The organism is Streptomyces sp. SID486, from assembly GCF_009865385.1.
Classification (GTDB): domain Bacteria; phylum Actinomycetota; class Actinomycetes; order Streptomycetales; family Streptomycetaceae; genus Streptomyces.
Map to the genome: position 1 here is coordinate 1 of NZ_WWJT01000454.1, position 22,895 is coordinate 22,895.

Consider the following 22,895-nt stretch of genomic DNA (forward strand, 5'->3'; position numbering starts at 1 on the left):
GCGAGGGCCGCCGCGCCCGCACGCCGACAGACGGCGAACGGCCGACGGCGAACGGCCGACGGCGAGCGGCAGCCGACGGCACCGGGCAACGGCACCGGGCGACGGACGACAGGCGACGGACACCAGGCGAAAGGCGACGGGCAACGGACGACGGACGACAGGCGACGGCGACGGGCGCCAGGCGGCCGACACCGGGCAGCGCTTTGAACGTGTTCAAATAAGCCTCTACGATCGGGCCCTCGCCGTCGTGCGGAGGAGGGGGCATGGGACACCGGGAGAGGTCCGTCGCGGAAGGGCTGCGGCACGGGCTCGCTCAACTGGTGCGGTTCGGCGTGCTCCAGGCCCGCGCCTGTGCCTTCGCCGTGGCGCTGCTGGGCGGCATCGCCGCCTCCCGGCTGCTGCCCCCGCTGCCCGTGGCCCGCTACGACCTGGTCCTCGGCTACGGCGTGCTGCTCACCCTCGTCGCCCGCCGGGTGGGCTGGGAGACCCGCCGGGACACCGCCGTGATCGCCGTATGCCATGGGGTGGGACTGCTGTTCGAGCTGGTCAAGGTGCGCATGGGGTCGTGGAGCTACCCGGAGGACGCCCTCACCAAGATCGCCGGAGTGCCGCTGTACGGGGGCTTCATGTACGCGGCGGTCGCCGGTTACGTGTGCCGGGCCAGGCGGCTGATGCGGCTGCGCTTCACCCGCTACCGCGCCACCGCCACGACCCTGGTGGCCGCCGCCGTCTACCTCAACTTCTTCACCCACCACTGGATACCGGACCTGCGCTGGCCGCTCGCGCTGGCGATGACCGCCGTGACCGCCGGGACGTGGGTGGGCTTCAGCGTCGGCGCACACCGCTACCGCATGCCGCTGGCCGTCTCCTTCGTCCTGATCGGCTTCTTCCTGTGGGTCGCCGAGAACGCCGCGACCTACGCGGGCGCGTGGAGCTATCCCCAGCAGCTCGCCGGCTGGCAGCCGGTGCCGCCGGCCAAGTTCGTCGCCTGGTCCCTGCTGATCAGCGTGACCTTCGTCCTGGTCGAGCGGCTCGGCGCGGACCGGCCCGGCCGCCGCCTCGGACCGCAGGTCCCGCCGGGGGCCGCGGTCCGGCCGCACGCCGGCGCCGCATCACACCGCATCACCGGATCGCACGGCGTCGCCGGATCGCCCGGCATCACCGGATCACACCGCATCACCGGACCGCACGGCGGCCCGTCATCGCTCCGGCCGGAAGGGGCCCCCACCGCCGTTGGACCCCAGGGGCCCGCCGTGACCGGTGGGGCCGCCGTGGCCGCCGGCAGGGCCCGTGGGACCGCCGTGGCCGGTGGGGCCCGTGGGACCGCCGTGGCCGGTGGGGCCCGTGGGACCGGTGGGGCCGCCATGGCCGCCGGTAGGGCCGGTGGGACCGCCGTGGCCGGTGCCGCCGGTGCCGCCCCTCCCGCCGCCGGCCTTGTGCGCGTGATGCGGGTTCTTCGCATGGGTGCGCAGGCGGGCCGTCACGTCCTCCGGGGGCAGGAACCGGGACCAGCGCTCGGGGAACTCGGAGGGCATGTCGGGGTCGTCCGGGTCGGCCTCCCGGGCCGCCGCCGCGGCCCACGCGACGTACTCGGCGACCTGCGCCTCCCGCACCCGCTCGTTCGCCTCGCGCGCGGCGGCCGTGGCCGCGGCCGGCCAGACCCGGTCGATGGCCGCGTTCACCGCCGCACCCACGAGCACGGCGAAGGCGGACACCCCGATCCACAGCAGGACGGCGACGGCGGCGGCCAGTGAGCCGTAGATCGTGGCGCCCTCGATCGTGTTCGTGAGGTAGATGCGCAGCAGGAAGCTGCCCAGGACCCACATCGCGAGGGCGACCAGGGCGCCGGGCACGTCCTCGATCCACGGTGAGCGGACCGGTACCGAGACGTGGTACAGCGTCGTCAGGAACACGATGGACAGGACGATCACGACCGGCCAGTACAGGACCTGCACGACCGTCTCCGACCAGGGCACGATCCGGACCACCGCGTCCGGTCCGGCCACCATCAGCGGCAGCGCCACCGAACCGATCAGCAGCGCCACGATGAACAGCAGGAACGCCATGATCCGGGTCTTGACGATGCCCCGGACGCCGTCCAGGCCGTACATGACCGTGATGGTGTCGATGAAGACGTTCACCGCCCGCGAGCCCGACCACAGGGCGAACAGGAAGCCGATGGAGATGACGTCGGGCCGCCCGCCCTGCATCACGTCGTGCAGGATCGGCTCGGCGATCTCCTTGACGCCCTTGTCGGACAGCACCGTGCGGGAGGCCTCCAGGAGGTTGGTCTCCAGACTGTGGATGGTGTCGGCGCCGGTCCAGTCGTCGACGTAACCGAGCAGTCCGATCAGGCTCAGCAGCAGCGGCGGCACCGACAGCAGCGTGAAGAACGCCGCCTCGGCCGCCAGGCCCAGGATGCGGTACTCCATGCAGGAGTTGACGGTGTCCTTCAGCAACAGCCAGGCGGTCCTGCGCTTGGAGACGTTCCGGTAGAGGGCTCTGGCCCGGTGGAGCCGACCGGCCGGCCGCTCGGGGGTATCGCTTGCTGGCTGCACGACCCAAAGGTATCCGCAGCACGGGACCGCCCTCACCTTCCGGGGGCCACGGCCACCCCCGGGGACCCCGGGAAGCCGGTTCCCCCGCTCCTCGGGCCGGTGCTGTGCCACTCTGGAGGCCATCACCGCCGCCTCCCCGGGTAGGTTCCCCTCATGGCAGGCCCCTCCACCCACACCGTGACGAATCAGCCGCCCCCACTGGCCGGCTACGACGTCTTCACCGCCGACCGCGCCCTCGTCGAGGCCGTCGACCGCCACACCGGCCCGGACGTGCTGGAGGAGGTGCGCACGGAGCTGTCCGCGCTCGGCAGGGCCGCCGGCTCGGCGCAGCTGGAGGAGTGGGCGGTGCAGGCCGACGAGAACCCGCCCCGGCTGCGCAGCCACGACCGGTACGGCCACCGGATCGACGAGGTCGAGTTCCATCCGGCCTGGCACCGGCTGCTCGGCAAGGGCGTCTCGGCCGGGCTGACCGGTGCCTGGACGCGGCCCGCCGGCCATGTGCGCCGGGCGGCCGGTTTCCTGGTCTGGGCGCAGGTCGAGGCGGGCACCTGCTGTCCGCTGTCGATGACGCACGCGGCCGTGCCCGCGCTGCGCGCCGACCCGGAGCTGGCCGCCGAGTGGGAGCCCCGGCTGACCTCCACGGTCTACGACCGGGAGCTGCGGCCCGCCGGCCAGAAGCCCGGCGCGCTGTTCGGGATGGGCATGACCGAGAAGCAGGGCGGCAGCGACGTCCGTGCCGGCACCACGCAGGCGCGGCCCCTCGCGGAGGCGGGCACGTATCTGCTGACCGGGCACAAGTGGTTCTGCTCGGCGCCCATGTCCGACGCGTTCCTGGTGCTCGCGCAGGCACCGGAGGGGCTCACCTGCTTCCTGGTCCCGCGGGTCCTGCCCGACGGCGGCCGGAACGTCTTCCTGCTGCAGCGGCTGAAGGACAAGCTGGGCAACCGCTCCAACGCCTCCGCCGAGGTCGAGTTCGACGGCACCTGGGCCCGCCGGGTCGGCGAGGAGGGCCACGGGGTGCGCACGATCATCGGCATGGTGTCGGCGACCCGGCTGGACTGCGCGCTCGGCTCGGCGGGGCTGATGCGGCAGGCGGTGGCCCGGGCGGTGCACCACTGCACCTACCGGGAGGCCTTCGGCGGAAAGCTGGTCGACAAGCCGCTGATGCGCAACGTCCTCGCCGACCTCGCGCTGGAGTCGGAGGCGGCGACCGCGCTGGCGCTGCGGCTGGCCGCGGCCTACGACGACGGCGGTGAGCAGGAGCGGGCCTTCCTGCGGCTCGCGGTGCCGGCCGCCAAGTACTGGATCACCAAGCGGTGTGCGCCGGTGACCGTGGAGGCCGCCGAGTGCCTGGGCGGCAACGGGTACGTCGAGGAGTCCGGCATGCCCCGGCTGGTGCGTGAGTCGCCGCTGAACTCCGTCTGGGAGGGCGCCGGGAACGTGCAGGCGCTGGATGTGCTCAGGGCGCTGCGGCGGGAGCCGGGCGCGCTGGACGCCTGCCTCACCGAGATCGGCCGGGCGCACGGGGCCGACCACCGCCTCGACCGCGCGGTGAAGGACCTGTTCACCGAACTCGCCGATCTGGACGGTGTCGAGGCTCGGGCGCGGCGGCTGGTCGAGCGGCTCGCGCTGGTGCTCCAGGGGTCGTTGCTCGTGCGGCACGCGCCGCCGGAGGTCGCGGACGCGTTCTGCGCCTCCCGGCTGGGCGGTGACCACGGCGCGTCCTTCGGCACCCTGCCCTCGGGCCTGGACCTTCAGGCGGTGGTGGACCGGGCGCGGCCGGTCTGATCCGCGCCGGGGAGAGCCGGTGACGCCACCGGACGGCAGGGGGTGGTGCTGCGCCGACACGGCACCACCCCACCGTCTGGGCCCGTCGGAGCCCACGGACGCGTAACGCGTCACGGTCAAGTCTCAGCCACCCTGAGGCGGTTCACCAGGGTTGCAGGGGGTTGCAACTTATGGGGGCACATGCGCGGAGTCTGTGCCTCCGCCATGCCCGGAGCGGCACTATGAAAGGCAGAGTCGGACCGGAAACCGCCGCCCGGACCGCTTGACAAGTGTGTTCGACATCCTGTCCGGGAGGACCACCGTGGGGAACCCGCCGATGAACGTGGCGCGTCTGGCCGCCGTGGACGCGGCGCAGGCGGCGCGGATGCTGACCGAGATACGCGAGGCCACGCTCGCCGGGCAACGTGCGCGGATCGCGCCCCGGCCGGTGATCGAGCAGTCGTGGGGGCGGATGCTGCGCAACGGCGTCGATCCCGAACGCGACCGCAGGTCCGGGCTGCTGTCCTTCGACGAGGTGCACCGCAGACGGGAGGAGTCGCCCCTGCGGCACGTCCTGCCGGTGTTGCGGGAGGGGCTTCTTTCGGTCGCGGACGTCGCCCAGCACATCATGCTCGTGGCGGACGCCGACGGGCGGGTGCTGTGGCGGGAGGGGGCGCCCACGGTACTGCGCAGGGCCGACGGGCTCGGATGCGAACTGGGCGCGGACTGGCGGGAAGACGTCGTCGGCACCAACGGGGTGGGCACGGTGGCGGTGGTACGGCGGCCCGTGCAGGTGTTCGCCGCCGAGCACTTCGCGCGGTCCCAGACCTCGTGGACCTGTTCGGGCGCCCCGATCTCCGACCCCCGGGACGGCAGGCTGCTCGGTGTGGTGGACGTCAGCGGGCCGCTGGAGACCATGCACCCCGCCACCCTCGCCTGGGTGGACTCGGTGGCCAAGCTGGCCGAGGCCCGGCTGCGGGAGCTGCACCTGGCCTCGCTGGAGCGGCTGCGGGCGGTGGCGGCGCCGGTGCTGGCCCGGCTGAAGGGGCAAGCGGTGGCGGTGGACCGCGACGGCTGGTCGGCGGCGGTGACCGGGATGCCGTACGTACGGCGGGTGGCGCTGCCCAAGTCGCTCCAGCCGGGCCACCGGTGGCTGCCCTCGCTCGGCTCGTGCGCGGTGGAACCGCTGGCCGGGGGCTGGCTGCTGCGGGTGGAGGACGAGCCGCTCGCCACGCCCACCCGCCGGATCCTGCTGGACGTGTCCCGGCCGGGCCGATGTGCGGTGACGGTCACGGCCTCCACCGGCTCCTGGTCCCGGGAACTCAGTCCGCGACACGCCGAGTTGCTGTTCCTGCTCGCCGAGGACCCCGCCGGGCACGGGGCGGCTGGGCTGGCCGAGGATCTGTTCGACGACCCGTCCCGGACGGTGACCGTGCGGGCGGAGATGTCCAGGATCCGGCGCTACCTCGGGGAACTTCTCCAGCACCGGCCCTATCGGTTCCGAGCCGATACGGAAGTCGAAGTGGTCCTGCCGGACGATCCCCGCGACCTGCTCCCCCAGTCGACGGCACCGGCGGTGATCCGGAAGCGGAACGCCATGCGGAGCGGCCTGGGCGGTGCGCCCTGAGCGCGGCCGGGCCGCCCTCGCGTCGCCCGTCGGCCCCGGGCCGCGCCCGCTCCTCCTCCGCCCTTCTGCGGCGACCCGCCCCTGCACGGCCCGTTCCTGCCGTAGCATCCGGTACGGGCCTCCCCACCTGCTCCTCGCGTCAACGTACGGATCGCGAAGCGCAGTTGGCCCGCCCTCTGGAGGAGAGATGAAGCATCGCGGCAGACACCGCCGGCGCAGACGGGGCACGGCACTGCGCGCCGTCCTGACCGGGGCCGGGCTGGCGCTCACCGCCGCCGCCACCCTGATCAGCACGTCCCAGGCCGAGGTCGCCGAGGACCCCGGCGCGCTCAAGCCGCTCACCTCCCGGGCGGACACCGGCCCGCTGCGGCTGCAGGAGCATCTGGTCCCCGGGCGGACGCTGGACCGGCTCGCCACCGCGATGGGCGCTCCGGTCGGCGTGGACGCGGTGCTCCAGAGCGCCGACCGGGACCTGCGCGAGGGCGGCGACTGCTCCGCCGGCGAGCGGGCGTCCCTGCCCGTCGACCCGGCCGCCGCCCGCGCCTACTGCTGGGACCCGGCGGACACCGCCGACGGCGCCTGGCGGCCGGCTTCGGTGACCACGTCCGGCGACGCCGACGACGACGGCGTCTGGGGCACCCACCGGGTCGTGCTGGCCGGCTGGACCCACGACGGCGACGCCGGCCGGCCGGGCGAGCGGGGTCTCGCCCGGGTCGCCTTCGTCGACGCGGACGACCCGGCGCACCTCACCTACCGGTCGGCGCTGCTGGTGGTGCCGGTCGACGGCGGCCGGGACTACCGGGGCCTGGTCTCCGGTGTCTCGGGCATGGTCTGGCACGCGAACAAGCTGCTGGTCACGACGACGGCCGGCAGCGCCGACGCGCTCTACGTCTACGACCTCGACCGCATCCAGCGCACCACGGTCGACGCACCCGCGGTCGGCCGGGTGCCCGGCGGCTGGTCGGCGGACGGCTACGGCTTCGTGCTGCCCGCGGTCGGCTCCTACCGCTTCACCGCCGGCCGCTGCGCCCCCTCGGGCCCGCCCTGTCCCGGCGCGCTCGCCCTGGACCGCGGCACGGCACCGGACAGCCTGGTCGCCGCGGAGTGGACCGCCCCGGGCGAGGACCGGCGCGCCCGGCTGTGGCGGTACGCGTTCGGCACCGACCCGGCCCGTCCGGGGCTGCTCGCCACGGACGCGGCGGGACGGGCGGACGCGGTGGAGGCGTACCGGACGCGGCTGGAGGGGATCCGGGGCGTTCTGTCGTACCGGAAGCCCGGGACGGACCAGCCGTCCTGGTATGTGGGACGGCTGCCCGATGCGCAGGACGGCCATGGCGGGCTGTGGCGGCAGGACACCGCGGGGGCCCGGGCGGCACGCTGCGGCGCCGACGCCTCCGACCGCTGCTGGGCCCAGGGGGCGGGCTCCCTCTCCTACTGGCAGGAGACGGGCGAGGTGTGGTCCCTGTCGGACCGCATGCTGTTCACCGTGCCGCTGGCGGACCTCGACCGCTCCGTGGGCTGACCCGCCCCCCCGGGGCGGTCGACAGCCCTGGCGGTGGGATGGTTCCCTGGCCCGCATGAGCAGCATCGTCGTCACCACCTGGTCCCTGGAGCAGACCTCCCCGGCCGATCTCCTGCCCGCCGCCGCCCCCGACGGTGACGTGCGGATCGTCCGCGCCGAGGTGCCCTCCCCCGAGTTCAGCCGGTTCCTGTACGCCTCGGTCGGCGGTGACATCCGCTGGACCGACCGGCTGGGCTGGAGCTACGCGCGGTGGCGGGAGTACCTGGAGCGGCCCGGCGTGGAGACCTGGGTGGCCTACGACCGGGGCACCCCGGCCGGCTACGTCGAGCTGGAGCCGCAGGACGAGGGCGCGGTGGAGGTCGTCTACTTCGGCCTGGTCCCCGCCTTCCGCGGCCGGCGTCTCGGCGGCCACCTGCTGTCGTACGGCACGGCCCGCGCCTGGGACCTCGCGGAGCGCTGGCCGGGACGGACGCCGACCAAGCGGGTGTGGCTGCACACCTGCAGCAAGGACGGCGAGCACGCGATGGCCAACTACCAGCGGCGGGGCTTCAAGCTCTTCGACACCAAGGTGGAACCGGAACCGGAGGTGGCGACACCGGGACCGTGGCCCGGGGCATACCCCGGCTGACCTGCCGCGACAAGTCTTCCGGCAGCACATGTGAGCGACGACACCCTTGTTCCACATTTCGGGACAAGGGTGTCCGCATCTTGGACAAAGCTGGACTCTGTCCAGATCGCCGTGACACGCTTCCGTCATGTCCGGAACTGGAGTTGCCTTGGTGAGTCGGCGGCACGTCGACCTCGGCCGCATGTCCAGCGCCATCTGTCCGGCGAGCTGACGCCCCCAGCACCCGCCGCGAACCCCGCACCCCTCTTCTCCTGCGCGGATGCGCACACGCCTGCCCGCGTGCGCGCATCCGTGCAGCTCAGAGCCGACGCCCACCGGTCCCGAAGGACGTAGAACCATGGCCGCCACCCCACCGAACCCCGCCGCCTCCGCGCCCCGCCGCAAGGTGAGCCGTCACCGCGGCGAGGGCCAGTGGGCCGTCGGTCACCTCACGCCGCTCAACGGCAACGAGCAGTTCAAGAAGGACGACGACGGTCTCAACGTGCGGACACGCATTGAGACGATCTACTCCAAGCGCGGCTTCGACTCGATCGACCCGAACGACCTGCGCGGCCGGATGCGCTGGTGGGGGCTCTACACCCAGCGCAAGCCCGGGATCGACGGCGGCAAGACCGCGATCCTCGAGCCGGAGGAGCTGGACGACGAGTACTTCATGCTGCGCGTCCGTATCGACGGCGGCGCGCTGACCACGCGGCAGCTGCGGGTGATCGGCGAGGTCTCCCAGGAGTTCGCGCGCGGTACGGCGGACATCACCGACCGGCAGAACGTCCAGTACCACTGGATCCGGATCGAGGACGTGCCCGCCATCTGGGACCGGCTGGAGGGCGTGGGCCTGTCCACCACCGAGGCCTGTGGCGACACCCCCCGCGTCATCCTCGGCTCGCCCGTCGCCGGCATCGCGGAGGACGAGATCATCGACGGCACCCCGGCCATCGAGGAGATCCACCGCCGCATCGTGGGCAACAAGGCGTTCTCGAACCTGCCCCGCAAGTTCAAGTCCGCCATCTCCGGCTCGCCGCTGCTGGACGTGGCCCACGAGATCAACGACGTGGCGTTCGTCGGCGTCGACCACCCCGAGCACGGCCCCGGCTTCGACCTGTGGGTCGGCGGCGGCCTGTCCACCAACCCCAAGATCGGTGTACGGCTGGGTGCCTGGGTCCCCCTGGACGAGGTCGCGGACGTCCACGAGGGCGTCATCTCGATCTTCCGCGACTACGGTTACCGCCGGCTGCGCAACCGCGCCCGGCTGAAGTTCCTGGTCGCCGACTGGGGCGCGGAGAAGTTCCGGCAGGTGCTGGAGGACGAGTACCTCAAGCGCACGCTGGTCGACGGACCCGCCCCCGAGCAGCCGGTGCAGCAGTGGCGTGACCACATCGGTGTGCACCGGCAGCGGGACGGCCGGTTCTACGTCGGTTTCGCGCCGCGCGTCGGCCGGGTGGACGGTGCCACGCTGACGAAGGTCGCCGACCTCGCGGAGGCACACGGCTCGGGCCGGGTCCGCACCACGGCGGAACAGAAGATGATCATCCTGGACGTCGAGCAGGACCGGGTCGACTCGCTGGTCGAGGGCCTGGAGGCGCTGGACCTCACCGCCCGGCCGTCCTCCTTCCGGCGCGGCACCATGGCGTGCACCGGCATCGAGTTCTGCAAGCTCGCCATCGTGGAGACGAAGGCGCGCGGCGCCGCGCTGATCGACGAACTGGAGCGCCGCCTGCCGGACTTCGACCAGCCCATCACCATCAACCTCAACGGCTGCCCGAACGCCTGCGCCCGCATCCAGGTCGCGGACATCGGCCTCAAGGGCCAGCTGGTCCTGGACGACGAGGGCCGGCAGGTCGAGGGCTACCAGGTGCACCTGGGCGGCGCCCTCGGCCTGGAGCCGGGCTTCGGCCGCAAGGTGCGCGGGCTGAAGGTGACGTCGGACGAACTGCCCGACTACATCGAGCGGGTGCTCAAGCGCTTCCAGGCGGAGCGCGCGGACGGCGAGCGGTTCGCCGCCTGGGCCGCCCGTGCCACCGAGGAGGCGCTGTCGTGAGCGAGCGCGCCGCACCCTTCCACTGCCCCTACTGCGGCGACGAGGACCTGCGTCCGAGCGAGCAGGGACAGCAGTCCCCCCGCGCGAGCGGAGCCGAGCGCGGTGGAGGCGCCTGGGAATGCGGGGCCTGCAACCGCGCATTCCAGCTGAAGTTCCTCGGGCTGCTGGCCCGGGGGCTGCGGCGAGCCGACGACGGAGGGGACGACCGGACATGAGCACGGCTGAGCGACAGCAGCGCACGACCGAGGAGCTGAAGGCCCTCGCCGAGCAGGCGGGCCGTGACCTGGAGGACGCGTCCGCACCGGAGATCCTCCGGTGGGCGGTGGACACCTTCGGCAGCGGGTTCTGCGTCACCTCCTCGATGGAGGACGCCGTGGTCGCCCATCTCGCCTCGCGCGTGCGGAAGGGCGTGGACGTCGTCTTCCTGGACACCGGCTACCACTTCCCGGAGACCATCGGCACCCGGGACGCCGTGGAGGCCGTGATGGACGTCAACGTCATCACCCTCACGCCGCGGCAGACGGTCGCCGAGCAGGACGCGCAGTACGGCCCGAAGCTGCACGACCGCGACCCCGACCTGTGCTGCCGGCTGCGCAAGGTGCAGCCGCTGGAAGAGGGTCTGAAGGACTACCAGGCGTGGGCGACGGGCCTGCGCCGCGACGAGTCCCCGACCCGGGCGGCCACCCCGGTCGTCGGCTGGGACGAGAAGCGGCGGAAGGTCAAGGTCTCGCCGATCGCCCGCTGGACGCAGGACGACGTGGACGCGTACGTCGCCGAACACGGCGTGCTCACCAACCCGCTGCTGACGGACGGGTACGCCTCCGTCGGCTGCGCTCCGTGCACCCGCAGGGTCCTGGAGGGCGAGGACGCGCGCGCCGGCCGCTGGGCGGGCCGCGCCAAGACCGAGTGCGGGCTGCACGGATGACGGACGACCAGATTCAGGAGAACCACGTGACGACCGGAGCCACCGTCTGGCTCACGGGTCTGCCGAGCGCCGGCAAGACCACCATCGCGCACGAGCTGGCGGGCCGCCTGCGTGCCGAGGGCCACCGCGTCGAGGTGCTCGACGGCGACGAGATCCGCGAGTTCATCTCCGCGGGCCTCGGCTTCTCCCGCGAGGACCGGCACACCAACGTGCAGCGCATCGGCTTCGTCGCCGAGCTGCTGGCCCGCAACGGCGTCAAGGCACTGGTGCCGGTGATCGCGCCGTACGCCGACAGCCGGGACGCCGTGCGCAAGCGGCACGAGGAGAACGTGACGCCGTACCTGGAGATCCATGTGGCGACCCCGGTCGACGTGTGCAGCGTGCGTGACGTGAAGGGCCTGTACGCCAAGCAGGCCGCGGGCGAGCTGACCGGGCTCACCGGGGTCGACGACCCGTACGAGGAGCCGGCGAAGCCCGATCTGCGGATCGAGTCGCAGCACCAGACGGTCCAGGAGTCCGCGGCGTCGGTGTACGCGCTGCTGAGCGAGAGGGGACTGGCATGACCACGGTCGCCAAGGTCGAGGACGGCACGGAGAGCCCGTACGCCCTGTCGCACCTGGACGCGCTGGAGTCCGAGGCGGTGCACATCTTCCGCGAGGTCGCGGGCGAGTTCGAGAACCCGGTGATCCTGTTCTCCGGTGGCAAGGACTCCATCGTCATGCTGCACCTCGCGCTGAAGGCGTTCGCCCCGGCCGCGATCCCCTTCTCGCTGCTGCATGTGGACACAGGACACAACTTCCCCGAGGTGCTGGAGTACCGGGACCGTGTGGCCGCCGCCCATGGGCTGCGCCTCCATGTGGCCTCCGTCCAGGACTATCTCGACCGTGGTGTGCTCAAGGAGCGGCCCGACGGCACCCGCAACCCGCTCCAGACCCTCCCGCTGACGGAGAAGATCCAGAGCGAGAAGTTCGACGCGGTGTTCGGCGGCGGGCGCCGCGACGAGGAGAAGGCGCGCGCCAAGGAGCGCGTGTTCTCCCTGCGGGACGAGTTCTCCCAGTGGGACCCGCGCCGCCAGCGCCCGGAGCTGTGGAACCTCTACAACGGCCGGCACGCCCCCGGCGAGCACGTCCGCGTCTTCCCGCTGTCCAACTGGACGGAGCTGGACGTCTGGCAGTACATCGCCCGTGAGTCCATCGAGCTGCCCCAGATCTACTACGCGCACGAGCGCGAGGTGTTCCGGCGCGGCGGCATGTGGCTGACCTCCGGCGAGTGGGGCGGCCCGAAGGACGACGAGACGGTCGAGAGGCGGCAGGTGCGCTACCGCACCGTCGGTGACATGTCCTGCACCGGCGCCGTCGACTCCGACGCCGACACGATCGAGAAGGTCATCGCCGAGATCGCCGCGTCCCGGCTGACCGAGCGCGGCGCCACCCGCGCCGACGACAAGCTCTCCGAGGCCGCGATGGAAGACCGCAAGCGCGAGGGGTACTTCTAAGCATGAGCACGACCACGACCGAGGCGCTCTCGGCCACCACCCTGCTGCGGTTCGCCACCGCCGGCTCCGTCGACGACGGCAAGTCCACGCTCGTCGGGCGGCTGCTGCACGACTCCAAGTCGATCCTCACCGACCAGCTGGAGGCCGTGGAGCGCGCCTCCGCGAGCCGCGGCCAGGAGGCCCCGGACCTCGCGCTGCTCACCGACGGCCTGCGCGCCGAGCGCGAGCAGGGCATCACCATCGACGTCGCCTACCGCTACTTCGCCACGCCCCGGCGCCGGTTCATCCTCGCCGACACCCCGGGCCATGTGCAGTACACCCGCAACATGGTCACCGGCGCCTCGACCGCCGAGCTGACCGTGATCCTGGTGGACGCGCGCAACGGCGTGGTCGAGCAGACCCGCCGGCACGCGGCCATCGCCGCCCTGCTGCGTGTGCCGCACGTCGTCCTCGCGGTCAACAAGATGGACCTCGTCGACCACCGGGAGCCGGTCTTCGCCGCGATCGCCGAGGAGTTCACGGCGTACGCGACCGAGCTGGGCGTGCCCGAGGTCACCGCGATCCCGATCTCGGCGCTGGCCGGGGACAACGTGGTGGAGCCGTCGGCGAACATGGACTGGTACGGCGGGCCGACGGTGCTGGAGCACCTGGAGACCGTGCCGGTCAGCCATGACCTGGCGCACTGCCACGCGCGGCTGCCCGTGCAGTACGTGATCCGGCCGCAGACCGCCGAGCACCCGGACTACCGGGGGTACGCGGGCCAGATAGCGGCCGGCACCTTCCGGGTCGGTGACGAGATCACGGTCCTGCCGTCCGGGCGGACCACGCGGATCTCCGGTATCGACCTGCTCGGCGAGCCGGTCGACGTCGCCTGGACGACGCAGTCGGTGACGGTCCTGCTGGAGGACGACATCGACGTCTCCCGCGGCGATCTGATCGTGCCGACGAAGGACGCTCCCGCCACCACGCAGGACGTGGAGGCCACCGTCTGCCATGTCGCCGACGCCCCGCTCACGGTCGGCCACCGGGTGCTGCTCAAGCACGGCACGCGCACGGTCAAGGGCATCGTGAAGGACATCCCGTCCCGGCTCACGCTGGACGACCTCTCCCTGCACCCGCACCCGGGACAGCTCGTCGCGAACGACATCGGCCGGGTGAAGATCCGTACCGCCGAGCCGCTGCCGGCCGACTCCTACGCCGACTCGCGCCGCACCGGCTCGTTCATCCTGATCGATCCCTCGGACGGCACCACGCTCACCGCGGGCATGGTCGGTGAGTCGTTCGCCTCGCCGGAGCCGGTCAAGGGCACCGCCGACGAGGACGGCTGGGACTTCTGATCATGAAATCCGTCGACGTCTACTCGACGTTCGCGAAGGAGGGCGGCCGCGTCGGCAGCGGTGCCCTCGGCAGCGGGCAGGGCGGGGTCGCGCGATGTGTGCTCTGACGTACGCGCACCGCTCGCGCGCCCACACCCCCCACCGCCGTGAACGAAGACCTGCCGACCTCCCGGCCACGACCTGAGAGACCGTGACCGCCGGGCCAACGAGAGGAAAGCCTCCCGTGCCTGCCATCAGCTCCACACTCCTGCGCCGTGGAACGGCCGCGCTCGCGGCGCTCCCGCTGCTCGCCCTCGCCGCGTGCGGTTACGGGTCAGACGCCAAGGACGACGGGACCGCCAAGGTCGCCGCCGGCGCCGAGAAGACGGACGGACTCGACTCCGTCAAGATCGGCTACTTCGGGAACCTGACCCACGGCACCGCGCTGGTCGGTGTGCAGAAGGGCTTCTTCCAGAAGGAGCTGGGCGCCACCACGGTCGAGCCCGCGATCTTCAACGCGGGTCCGTCCGAGATAGAGGCCCTCAACTCGGGCTCCATCGACATCGGCTGGATCGGCCCGTCCCCGGCCGTCAACGGCTACACGAAGTCGAACGGCAAGAGCCTGAAGATCATCGGTGGTTCGGCGTCCGGCGGCGTGAAGCTGGTCGTGAACCCCAAGAAGATCACGTCCCTGAAGGACGTCGAGGGCAAGCGGATCGCCACCCCCCAGCTGGGCAACACGCAGGACGTGGCCTTCCTCAACTGGGCCGCCGAGCAGGGCTGGAAGGTCGACCCGCAGAGCGGCAAGGGTGACGTCACGGTCGTCCGCAGCGACAACAAGGTGACACCGGACGCCTTCAGGTCCGGCTCGGTCGACGGCGCCTGGGTGCCGGAGCCGACCGCGTCCAAGCTGGTCGCCGAGGGCGGCAAGGTGCTGCTGGACGAGTCCACGCTGTGGCCGGACAAGAAGTTCGTGATCACGAACATCATCGTGCGGCAGGCGTTCCTCAAGGAGCACCCGAAGGCCGTGGAGGCGGTCCTGAGGGCCGCCGTCGAGACCAACAAGTGGATCAACGCCAACCCGGACCAGGCGAAGGCGGCCGCGAACAAGCAGCTGGAGACGGACTCCGGCAAGGCGCTGCCCGCGAACGTCCTGGACCCGGCCTGGAAGTCGATCCAGTTCACCGACGACCCGCTGGCCGCCACCCTCGGCACCGAGGCGGCGCACGCGGTCAAGGCCGGCCTCCTGGACAAGCCGAACCTCAAGGGGATCTACGACCTGACGATCCTCAACAAGGTGCTCAGGTCCGCGGGGGCGAGCCCGGTCGACGCGGCCGGCCTCGGCGCCAGCTGACGTAAGTCCCGACGAGTTCCCAGGAGGTGACGACCATGGCCACGACCCTCACCAAGGCCGCCCCGTCGGTCGAGTACGCCGCACGCCTCGACCACGTCTCGAAGTCCTATCCGGGACCGGGCGGGCAGCAGCTCGTCCTGGACGACATCAGCCTCGATGTCGCGCCCGGCGAGTTCGTCACCCTCCTGGGGGCCTCGGGCTGCGGCAAGTCGACGCTGCTGAACCTGGTGGCCGGCCTGGACCGGCCCACCGCCGGGTCCATCAGCACCGACGGCCGCCCCGCTCTGATGTTCCAGGAGCACGCCCTCTTCCCGTGGCTGACCGCGGGCAAGAACATCGAACTCGCCCTGCGCCTCAGGGGGGTTCCCAAGCCCGACCGGCGCGGCAAGGCCGAGGAACTCCTCGGACTCGTCCGGCTGGACGGCGCGTACGGCAAGCGGGTCCACGAGCTGTCCGGCGGTATGCGCCAGCGTGTGGCGCTGGCCCGGGCGCTGGCCCAGGAGAGCAGCCTGCTGCTGATGGACGAGCCCTTCGCGGCCCTGGACGCCATCACCCGGGACGTGCTGCACGACGAGCTGACCCGCATCTGGGCCGAGACCGGTCTGTCCGTGCTGTTCGTGACGCACAACGTGCGCGAGGCGGTACGGCTGGCCCAGCGCGTCGTCCTGCTGTCCTCCCGTCCGGGCCGGGTGGCCCGCACCTGGGAGGTCGGCATTCCGCAGCCGCGCCGCATCGAGGACGCTCCCGTGGCGGAGTTGTCCCTCGAGATCACCGAAGTACTGCGTGGGGAGATCCGCCGCCATGGCCAGCACTGAGACGACCACCGCTCCCGCGACGGGGAGCGTGGAGGCGGGCCTGGACGCGCTGGAGACCGCGCAGTCGGGCCGTACGCCGTTCCGCAGAACCTTCGTCGACAAGATCGTGCCCCCGGTCGTCGCGGTCGCCGTGGTGCTGGTGGTCTGGCAGGGCCTGATCACCCTGAAGATCGTCGACGACCCGACCAAGCTGCCCGCGCCGGCCGCGGTGTGGGACGCCTTCCGCAACGACTGGCTGCAGGGCAAGCTGCTCGGCTACATATGGACCAGTGTCTCGCGCGGCCTGCTCGGCTTCTGCTTCGCGCTGCTGATCGGCACCCCGCTGGGGCTGCTGGTCGGGCGGGTGCGGTTCGTGCGTGCGGCCATCGGCCCGATCCTGTCCGGTCTGCAGTCGCTGCCGTCGGTGGCCTGGGTGCCGCCCGCGGTGGTGTGGTTCGGCCTGAACAACTCGATGATGTACACGGTGATCCTGCTCGGCGCCGTGCCGTCCATCGCCAACGGCCTGGTGTCCGGTGTCGACCAGGTGCCGCCGCTGTACCTGCGGGCGGGCCGGACCATGGGCGCGACCGGTCTGAAGGGCACCTGGCACGTCACCCTGCCGGCCGCGCTGCCCGGCTACGTGGCGGGCATGAAGCAGGGCTGGGCCTTCTCCTGGCGTTCGCTGATGGCCGCGGAGATCATCGCCCAGTTCCCCGACCTGGGGGTGGGCCTCGGCCAGTTGCTGGAGAACGGCCGTACGGCCAGCGACATGGCCATGGTGTTCGAAGCCATCCTGCTCATCCTGTTCGTGGGCATCGCCATCGACCTGCTGATCTTCAGTCCGCTGGAGCGGTGGGTGCTGCGCAGCCGCGGCCTGCTGGTGAAGGGCTGACATGGGCGGCCCGGTACTCCTCGTCATCGCCCACGGCAGCCGCGACCCGCGGCACGCCCGGTCCGTGCACGCGCTCGTGGAGCGGGTCCGGTCGCTGCGGCCGGGTCTGCGGGTGGAGACGGGCTTCCTGGACTTCAACGTCCCGTCGGCGCCCGGCGTGCTGGAGTCACTGGCGGCGGAGGGCGTGCGGGACGTCGTCGCCCAGCCGCTGCTGCTGACCCGCGCGTTCCACGCCAAGGCGGACATCCCCGCCGTGCTCCGGGACGCGCCGGCGCGGCTGCGGATCCGGCAGGCGGAGGTCCTCGGCCCCTCGCCGCGGCTGCTGGACGCGCTGGAACGGCGCCTGTACGAGGCGGGACTGACGCCCGCCGACAAGTCCTCGACCGGGGTCGTGCTGGCCTCGGCGGGGTCCTCCGACCCGGAGGCGATCGCGGTGATCGCAGACATCGCGCGGGAGTGGTGGCACACCGGTTGGTGCGCCGTGCGGCCCGCGTTCGCCTCCGCCGCCTCTCCCGGCGGGTTCCCGCGCACCGAGGACGCGGTGCGCGAACTGCGCCGCCTCGGCTGCGAGCGGGTGGCCGTGGCACCGTACGTGCTCGCTCCCGGCTTCCTGCCGGACCGCATCGCGCGCGGCGCGGCCGAGGCGGACGTACTGGCCGATGTGCTCGGTGCGGCGCCGGAGGTCGCACGGGTCCTGCTGGAACGGTACGACCAGGCCCGGCGACCGACGCTGACGGCTCTGGGCGCGTGACCGCGGCACGCCGGCGTACGACGGCACGACACGCCGAGGCGCGGCGCGCGGCGTGTGGCGGGGCACGTGGCGCGTGGCGGGGTGCGGCGACACGGCACGCGGGGCAGGCAGGACGGCATGACGAGGTACGGCGCGCGGCCGGGGACGGTCTCCTCTTCCTCCCGTGGCGGGCGGCGCAGCAGGGCGATCGAGCCGGAGACCGTGGTGGCCCGGAGCCTCCCGGTGCCCGCGCCCAGCCGGCCGGTGATCTTGTGGGCGCCCCACTGGCCGTGCACGCGCAGTCCGTCGAAGGCGTTGGAGATCGTGCCGCTCGCGGTGTTGGCCTCCACCTCGGCGTCCGCCGGATGCGGCAGGCGGATGGCGATCTCGCCGGAGACGCTGGTGAGGCCGACGTCCGTCGGGCCGTCCGGGTCCAGGTCGACGATCATGGAGCCGCTGACGGTGTCGGCGCGCACGGCGGGGCCGGAACCCTCGACGACCGTCAGGTCCCCCGAGACCGAGTGGAACCTGAGGTCGCCGGTGACCGCCTGGGCCTCCAGGTTCCCCGAGACGGTGTCCGCGCGCACCGGCCCCGAGACGCCGACGAGGGTGCTGTCGCCCGTCACACCCTTGATCACCGCGGGCCCGCGGATGCCGGACACGACCGCGCCCGCGCCGACCACCCCGACCTCCACCCGGGTGTCGGCGGGGACCGCGAGGGAGACGACGGCGCTGCGCCGCCAGCCCTTGCGGTCGAGCCACTTGAGGAAGCCCTTCCAGGGCAGGTCCTCGTACGCGACGGTGAGCGTGCCGCCGTCCAGGGTGACCAGCAGGGGCGGCCCTTCGAGCTCCGAGACCTCCAGGCGGGCCGATCCCTCGTCCGTGCCCATGACGTTCACCGTGCCGTTGACGATACGGACGTGGAGCTCGCGCACGGGGGTGTCGAAGGTCAGTTTCCGGGGTTCGGTGACGGACCACTCTGACATGGGACCTCCTCGGCCGGGCACGCTCGTGACGCGCCATATCGCGTCGTCGTACCAAACACGATATATCGCGGACGTCGGAAGTCAAGGCCGGCCGGGGCGGCGGGCGCTGAGGGGGCGGGAACCGGGGCGGCGCACGAGCCACCGCGCCGGCACGGCGAGAGGTCGAGCGCGGGGGCGGTGGCGCGGCGCACGAGGGAGGCGGCGCCGACCGTACGCGGGCGTGGTGGCGCGGCCCTGCCGGGACGTGCGGACCGTCGGACCGGCCCGGGCGCATAGGCTGGTGGGTGTTATTTCCAGGCCGGATGTGAACGCAGGAGACGTACCCCTATGTACTTCACCGACCGCGGTATCGAGGAGTTGGAGAAGCGGCGCGGCGAGGAGGAGGTCACTTTCGAGTGGCTTGCCGAGCAGTTGCGCACCTTCGTGGACCTCAACCCGGACTTCGAGGTGCCCGTCGAGCGGCTCGCCACCTGGCTCGCCCGGCTCGACGACGAGGACGACGAGTAGCGAGCGGCGGGACGGCGCGGGCGACGGGCGGCCCACGAGCGGGGCGAGGCGGGCAGCCGGAGGAGGACGCCCCGCGAGGGGCGCGGCGCACCGCTCAGCGGCCCCGGGAGCCCGCGGCCGCGCACGGCGCCGATCCACACCCCCTGGGCAGGCGAAAGGGCCCGGTACCGAGTCCGAACTCGGTACCGGGCCCTTCGGGGCCGTCGAGACCTACGCCTCGAAGACTTCCCGCACCAGCTGCTCCTGCTCGGCCTGGTGGCGCTTGGCCGAACCCACCGCCGGGGACGAGCCGTGCGGGCGCGAGATGCGCCGCAGCCGCTCACCGGCCGGGATGTCCGCGCCGACCGCCAGGTCGAGGTGGTCGATCAGGTTGAGCGCGATGAACGGCCAGGCACCCTGGTTCGCCGGCTCCTCCTGGGCCCACAGGTACTTCTCGGCGTTCGGGTACTTGTTGACCTCGGCCTGCAGCTCGTCACCCGGCAGCGGGTACAGCCGCTCGATGCGGATGATCGCCGTGTCCGTGACACCGCGCTTGGCCCGCTCGGCCTCCAGGTCGTAGTAGACCTTGCCGGCGCAGAACACGACCTTGCGGACCGACGCGGGGTCGACCGTGCTGTCGCCGATGACCGGACGGAACTGCCCGCTCGTGAACTCCTCCGCCTTCGAGGCCGCCGCCTTCAGGCGCAGCATCGACTTCGGGGTGAAGACGACCAGCGGCTTGTGGTGCGGGTTGTGCACCTGCCACCGCAGGAGGTGGAAGTAGTTCGACGGCGAGGTCGGCATCGCGACCGTCATGTTGTTCTGCGCGCACAGCTGGAGGAAGCGCTCCGGGCGGGCCGAGGAGTGGTCCGGGCCCTGGCCCTCGTAGCCGTGCGGCAGCAGCAGGGTGACGCCGGAGGTCTGGCCCCACTTCTGCTCGGCCGAGGAGATGAACTCGTCGACGACCGTCTGCGCGCCGTTGACGAAGTCGCCGAACTGCGCCTCCCACATCACGAGCGCGTCCGGGCGGGCCAGCGAGTAGCCGTACTCGAAGCCCATCGCCGCGTACTCGGAGAGCAGGGAGTTGTAGACGGTCAGCCGCGCCTGGTCCTCGGAGAGGTACTGCAGCGGGGTGTACTCCTCGCCGGTCTCCCGGTCGATGAGCACCGCGTGGCGCTGGCCGAAGGTGCCGCGCTGGGAGTCCTGGCCCGCCAGGCGGACCGGGGTGCCGTCCAGCAGCAGGGAGCCGATGGCGAGGGTCTCGCCCATGCCCCAGTCGATCGTGCCGTCCTCCACCATCGCCGCACGCCGCTGCAGCTGGGGCTGCAGGCGGGGGTGGACGGTGATGTGGTCGGGGACGTTGACCTGGGACTCGGCGATCCGCTTGACGACCTCCGCGGAGATCGCGGTCGGGACCGCGACCGGGAAGCCGTCCTGCGGCGCCTGGGTGTCACCGGCGGCCGGCTGCGAGGTGGCCTCGCGGACCTCGGTGAAGACCTTCTCCAGCTGGCCCTGGTAGTCCTGCAGGGCCTGCTCGGCCTCTTCCAGGGTGATGTCGCCGCGACCGATGAGGGACTCGGTGTAGAGCTTGCGCACCGAGCGCTTCTTGTCGATCAGGTCGTACATCAGCGGCTGGGTGAAGGCCGGGTTGTCGGACTCGTTGTGACCGCGGCGGCGGTAGCAGATGAGGTCGATCACCACGTCCTTGTTGAACGCCTGGCGGAACTCGAAGGCGAGCCGCGCGACGCGCACGACGGCCTCCGGGTCGTCGCCGTTCACGTGGAAGATCGGGGCCTCGATCATGCGGGCCACGTCCGTCGCGTACATGGAGGAACGCGAGGACTCGGGGGCCGCGGTGAAGCCGACCTGGTTGTTGATGACGATGTGGACCGTGCCGCCGGTGCGGTAGCCCCGCAGCTGCGACATGTTCAGGGTCTCGGCCACCACGCCCTGGCCCGCGAAGGCCGCGTCGCCGTGGATCGCCACCGGCAGCACCGTGAAGTCCGTGCCGCCCTTGTTGATGATGTCCTGCTTGGCGCGGGCGACGCCCTCCAGGACCGGGTCGACCGCCTCCAGGTGCGAGGGGTTGGCGACCAGCGAGACCTTGATCTGCTCGCCGTCCAGGCCGGTGAAGGTGCCCTCGGCGCCCAGGTGGTACTTCACGTCACCGGAGCCGTGCATCGACTTCGGGTCGAGGTTGCCCTCGAACTCGCGGAAGATCTGCGCGTACGACTTGCCGACGATGTTCGCCAGCACGTTCAGCCGGCCGCGGTGGGCCATGCCGATGACGACCTCGTCCAGCCGGGACTCGGCGGCGGAGTCGATCACCGCGTCGAGCAGCGGGATGACGGACTCGCCGCCCTCCAGCGAGAACCGCTTCTGGCCGACGTACTTCGTCTGCAGGAAGGTCTCGAAAGCCTCCGCCGCGTTCAGCCTGCGCAGGATGCGCAGCTGCTCCTCGCGCTCCGGCTTGGAGTGCGGGCGCTCCACGCGGTCCTGGATCCACTTGCGCTGCTTGGGGTCCTGGATGTGCATGAACTCGATGCCGGTGGTGCGGCAGTACGAGTCGCGCAGCACGCCGAGGATGTCGCGCAGCTTCATCATCGACTTGCCGGCGAAGCCGCCGACGGCGAACTCGCGCTCCAGGTCCCACAGGGTGAGACCGTGCTCGACGATGTCCAGGTCGGGGTGCTTGCGCTGGCGGTACTCCAGCGGGTCGGTGTCGGCCATGACGTGGCCGCGGACCCGGTAGGAGTGGATCAGCTCGAAGACGCGGGCGGCCTTGGTGACGTCGTCGTCGTGGCTGGCGTCGATGTCCTTGAGCCAGCGGACCGGCTCGTAGGGGATGCGCAGCGCCTCGAAGATGTCGTCGTAGAAGCCGTTCTCGCCCAGCAGCAGGTTGGCGACCTGGCGCAGGAACTCGCCGGAGGCGGCGCCCTGGATGACCCGGTGGTCGTAGGTCGACGTGAGCGTCATGACCTTCGAGATGCCGAGCTTGTTCAGGGTGTCCTGGCTGGTGCCCTGGAACTCCGCCGGGTAGTCCATGGAGCCGACGCCCATGATGACCGACTGGCCGGGCATCAGGCGCGGCACGGAGTGGACGGTGCCGAGACCGCCGGGGTTGGTCAGGGAGACCGTGACACCGGTGAAGTCGTCCATCGTCAGCTTGCCCTCGCGGGCGCGGCGGACGATGTCCTCGTAGGCCTGCCAGAACTCGAAGAAGTTCAGCGTCTCGGCCTTCTTGATGGCGGCCACGACGAGCTGGCGGTCGCCGTTCGGCTTGACCAGGTCGATGGCCAGGCCGAGGTTGACGTGCGCCGGCTTGATCAGGGTCGGCTTGCCGTCCTTCTCGCCGAACGCGTGGTTCATCGCCGGCATGGCCTTGATGGCCTGCACCATCGCGTACCCGATGAGGTGCGTGAAGGAGATCTTCCCGCCGCGGGCGCGCTTGAGGTGGTTGTTGATGACGATCCGGTTGTCGAACAGCAGCTTCACCGGGACCGCGCGGACCGAGGTGGCGGTCGGCAGCTCCAGCGAGGCGTTCATGTTCTTGGCGACGGCCGCGGACGGACCGCGCAGCGTCACGTACTCGGGACCGTCCGGGGCCTCCGCGGCGGGAGCGGGCTTCGCCTTCGACTGAGCGGGCGCCTGTGCGGGTTGCGCCGGCTTGGCCGGGGAGGGAGCCGCCGCCTTCGCCGCGGGGGCGGGAGCGGGCGCCTGAGCGGCGGGAGCGGGCTGCGGGGCCGCGGGGGCCGGGGCGGCGGCCGGGGGGGCCGGGGC

The 22,895-nt window shown here is 72.1% G+C and carries 18 protein-coding genes and 2 pseudogenes; 17 read left to right on the forward strand and 3 right to left on the reverse strand.

Annotation, left to right across the window (positions count from 1 at the left end; all coding sequences use genetic code 11):
* Positions 1 to 263 precede the first annotated feature (263 nt).
* A pseudogene (locus GT045_RS21270) lies at positions 264 to 1,031 on the forward strand (DUF817 domain-containing protein); the annotation flags it as partial.
* A 168-nt stretch (positions 1,032 to 1,199) separates the two neighbouring features.
* Here GT045_RS21270 and GT045_RS21280 read toward each other — a convergent pair.
* Entirely contained in the window at positions 1,200 to 2,558 is a 1,359-nt protein-coding gene (locus GT045_RS21280; protein WP_345942704.1) for a YihY/virulence factor BrkB family protein, read from the reverse strand.
* A gap of 153 nt (positions 2,559 to 2,711) precedes the next feature.
* On the opposite strand from GT045_RS21280, the gene GT045_RS21285 reads away from it, so the two are divergent.
* From GT045_RS21285 to GT045_RS21355, 15 genes are all read left to right on the forward strand, one after another.
* Positions 2,712 to 4,346, forward strand: a complete 1,635-nt coding sequence (locus GT045_RS21285) for an acyl-CoA dehydrogenase family protein (RefSeq protein ID WP_161296510.1) — start codon at positions 2,712 to 2,714, stop codon at positions 4,344 to 4,346.
* Positions 4,347 to 4,662: 316 nt separating this feature from the next.
* A complete protein-coding gene (locus tag GT045_RS21290; protein WP_202528631.1) occupies positions 4,663 to 5,952 on the forward strand; it encodes a GAF domain-containing protein in 1,290 nt (429 codons plus the stop codon).
* Between the two features lie 187 nt (positions 5,953 to 6,139).
* Positions 6,140 to 7,474 (forward strand): hypothetical protein, encoded by a 1,335-nt coding sequence (locus GT045_RS21295; RefSeq protein WP_161335106.1) that lies wholly within the window; start codon positions 6,140 to 6,142, stop codon positions 7,472 to 7,474.
* A gap of 55 nt (positions 7,475 to 7,529) precedes the next feature.
* Entirely contained in the window at positions 7,530 to 8,102 is a 573-nt protein-coding gene (locus tag GT045_RS21300) for a GNAT family N-acetyltransferase (RefSeq protein WP_161335107.1), read from the forward strand.
* Between the two features lie 127 nt (positions 8,103 to 8,229).
* Complete coding sequence (locus GT045_RS40740) at positions 8,230 to 8,313, forward strand: putative leader peptide (RefSeq protein WP_345942706.1); 84 nt, start codon at positions 8,230 to 8,232, stop codon at positions 8,311 to 8,313.
* A 126-nt stretch (positions 8,314 to 8,439) separates the two neighbouring features.
* Positions 8,440 to 10,137: a nitrite/sulfite reductase gene (locus tag GT045_RS21305; RefSeq protein ID WP_161335108.1), complete on the forward strand. Its 1,698-nt coding sequence runs from the start codon at positions 8,440 to 8,442 to the stop codon at positions 10,135 to 10,137.
* Positions 10,134 to 10,352 (forward strand): hypothetical protein, encoded by a 219-nt coding sequence (locus GT045_RS21310; RefSeq protein ID WP_161296500.1) that lies wholly within the window; start codon positions 10,134 to 10,136, stop codon positions 10,350 to 10,352. Before GT045_RS21305 ends, GT045_RS21310 begins: the two co-directional genes overlap by 4 nt.
* Positions 10,349 to 11,062: a phosphoadenylyl-sulfate reductase gene (locus GT045_RS21315; RefSeq protein ID WP_161296498.1), complete on the forward strand. Its 714-nt coding sequence runs from the start codon at positions 10,349 to 10,351 to the stop codon at positions 11,060 to 11,062. The genes GT045_RS21310 and GT045_RS21315 overlap by 4 nt, the downstream gene beginning before the upstream one ends.
* 26 nt (positions 11,063 to 11,088) lie before the next feature.
* A complete protein-coding gene (cysC, locus tag GT045_RS21320) occupies positions 11,089 to 11,625 on the forward strand; it encodes an adenylyl-sulfate kinase (protein ID WP_345942705.1) in 537 nt (178 codons plus the stop codon).
* Complete coding sequence (gene cysD, locus GT045_RS21325) at positions 11,622 to 12,557, forward strand: sulfate adenylyltransferase subunit CysD (protein WP_161296494.1); 936 nt, start codon at positions 11,622 to 11,624, stop codon at positions 12,555 to 12,557. The genes cysC and cysD overlap by 4 nt, the downstream gene beginning before the upstream one ends.
* A 2-nt stretch (positions 12,558 to 12,559) precedes the next feature.
* Entirely contained in the window at positions 12,560 to 13,894 is a 1,335-nt protein-coding gene (locus GT045_RS21330; protein ID WP_161335109.1) for a GTP-binding protein, read from the forward strand.
* 223 nt (positions 13,895 to 14,117) lie between these two features.
* On the forward strand, positions 14,118 to 15,227 hold the full coding sequence (locus GT045_RS21340; protein WP_161296526.1) for an aliphatic sulfonate ABC transporter substrate-binding protein: 1,110 nt from the start codon (positions 14,118 to 14,120) through the stop codon (positions 15,225 to 15,227).
* Between the two features lie 35 nt (positions 15,228 to 15,262).
* Positions 15,263 to 16,042 (forward strand): ABC transporter ATP-binding protein, encoded by a 780-nt coding sequence (locus GT045_RS21345; protein ID WP_161296528.1) that lies wholly within the window; start codon positions 15,263 to 15,265, stop codon positions 16,040 to 16,042.
* The gene (locus GT045_RS21350; protein WP_161296530.1) at positions 16,029 to 16,913 is read left to right on the forward strand and encodes an ABC transporter permease; all 885 of its coding nucleotides are present in this window, start codon (positions 16,029 to 16,031) and stop codon (positions 16,911 to 16,913) included. The genes GT045_RS21345 and GT045_RS21350 overlap by 14 nt, the downstream gene beginning before the upstream one ends.
* 1 nt (position 16,914) lies before the next feature.
* Positions 16,915 to 17,664 (forward strand): sirohydrochlorin chelatase, encoded by a 750-nt coding sequence (locus GT045_RS21355; protein WP_161296531.1) that lies wholly within the window; start codon positions 16,915 to 16,917, stop codon positions 17,662 to 17,664.
* Positions 17,665 to 17,816: 152 nt separating this feature from the next.
* On the opposite strand, the pseudogene GT045_RS21360 reads toward GT045_RS21355, so the two are convergent.
* Positions 17,817 to 18,629, reverse strand: a pseudogene (locus GT045_RS21360) (DUF4097 family beta strand repeat-containing protein); the annotation flags it as partial.
* Between the two features lie 327 nt (positions 18,630 to 18,956).
* Between GT045_RS21360 and GT045_RS21365 the strand changes: the two are divergent.
* Complete coding sequence (locus tag GT045_RS21365) at positions 18,957 to 19,136, forward strand: DUF6104 family protein (protein WP_003992906.1); 180 nt, start codon at positions 18,957 to 18,959, stop codon at positions 19,134 to 19,136.
* 210 nt (positions 19,137 to 19,346) lie between these two features.
* Here the strand turns inward: GT045_RS21365 and GT045_RS21370 are convergent.
* Positions 19,347 to 22,895: multifunctional oxoglutarate decarboxylase/oxoglutarate dehydrogenase thiamine pyrophosphate-binding subunit/dihydrolipoyllysine-residue succinyltransferase subunit (locus GT045_RS21370; RefSeq protein ID WP_161335110.1), on the reverse strand; the 3,549-nt coding region annotated here is incomplete at its 5' end.

Coding starts and splice junctions, on each gene's coding strand:
- GT045_RS21285 (WP_161296510.1), top strand. CDS start 2,712: ATGGCAGGCCCCTCCACCCACACCGTGACGAATCAGCCGCCCCCACTG.
- GT045_RS21290 (WP_202528631.1), top strand. CDS start 4,663: ATGAACGTGGCGCGTCTGGCCGCCGTGGACGCGGCGCAGGCGGCGCGG.
- GT045_RS21295 (WP_161335106.1), top strand. CDS start 6,140: ATGAAGCATCGCGGCAGACACCGCCGGCGCAGACGGGGCACGGCACTG.
- GT045_RS21300 (WP_161335107.1), top strand. CDS start 7,530: ATGAGCAGCATCGTCGTCACCACCTGGTCCCTGGAGCAGACCTCCCCG.
- GT045_RS40740 (WP_345942706.1), top strand. CDS start 8,230: ATGTCCGGAACTGGAGTTGCCTTGGTGAGTCGGCGGCACGTCGACCTC.
- GT045_RS21305 (WP_161335108.1), top strand. CDS start 8,440: ATGGCCGCCACCCCACCGAACCCCGCCGCCTCCGCGCCCCGCCGCAAG.
- GT045_RS21315 (WP_161296498.1), top strand. CDS start 10,349: ATGAGCACGGCTGAGCGACAGCAGCGCACGACCGAGGAGCTGAAGGCC.
- cysD (WP_161296494.1), top strand. CDS start 11,622: ATGACCACGGTCGCCAAGGTCGAGGACGGCACGGAGAGCCCGTACGCC.
- GT045_RS21330 (WP_161335109.1), top strand. CDS start 12,560: ATGAGCACGACCACGACCGAGGCGCTCTCGGCCACCACCCTGCTGCGG.
- GT045_RS21345 (WP_161296528.1), top strand. CDS start 15,263: ATGGCCACGACCCTCACCAAGGCCGCCCCGTCGGTCGAGTACGCCGCA.
- GT045_RS21350 (WP_161296530.1), top strand. CDS start 16,029: ATGGCCAGCACTGAGACGACCACCGCTCCCGCGACGGGGAGCGTGGAG.
- GT045_RS21355 (WP_161296531.1), top strand. CDS start 16,915: ATGGGCGGCCCGGTACTCCTCGTCATCGCCCACGGCAGCCGCGACCCG.
- GT045_RS21365 (WP_003992906.1), top strand. CDS start 18,957: ATGTACTTCACCGACCGCGGTATCGAGGAGTTGGAGAAGCGGCGCGGC.